Raw genomic sequence first — 401 nt, forward strand, 5'->3', positions numbered from 1 at the left:
AGAAAATACGGAAAACAAGATTCGCGAAGAGCTACAAGCGAAAGGCATGGTATTCACAGACCCAGCAGACAACGAGCAAGAGTGGATCAACAAAGTGACTAAGTCAGTTTGGCCTAAGTTCTACTCAAGCATTGGGGGTAAAGACAAGCTAGACGACGTTCTTGAGTTACTAGGTAGAAAGTAACGATTAGATTCGCCCTATCTGCTGTTCTCCGCTACTTAATCACCTAGCGGTAGAACAGTGAGATAGGGCATTTACATGGCTGTACTCGTTGATCTGTTCTGTACCTGATCTTTTAGGACCGTGAGCGACTGGTTGTCATGTGAAAATCAACATTGGAGGTTATATGTCAGTCGCTAAAACAATAAAAAAACACCTGAACAACATTGAGGAATATACC

The 401-nt window shown here is 42.6% G+C and carries 1 pseudogene; it reads left to right on the plus strand.

The window, feature by feature from the left end:
* Nucleotides 1-184: pseudogene (locus AB4486_RS26720) on the plus strand (C4-dicarboxylate ABC transporter substrate-binding protein); the annotation flags it as partial.
* Between the last annotated feature and the right edge of the window lie 217 nt (nt 185-401).

The sequence above is a fragment of the Vibrio sp. 10N.222.55.C6 genome (assembly GCF_041473395.1).
GTDB classification, from domain to species: domain Bacteria; phylum Pseudomonadota; class Gammaproteobacteria; order Enterobacterales; family Vibrionaceae; genus Vibrio; species Vibrio crassostreae_C.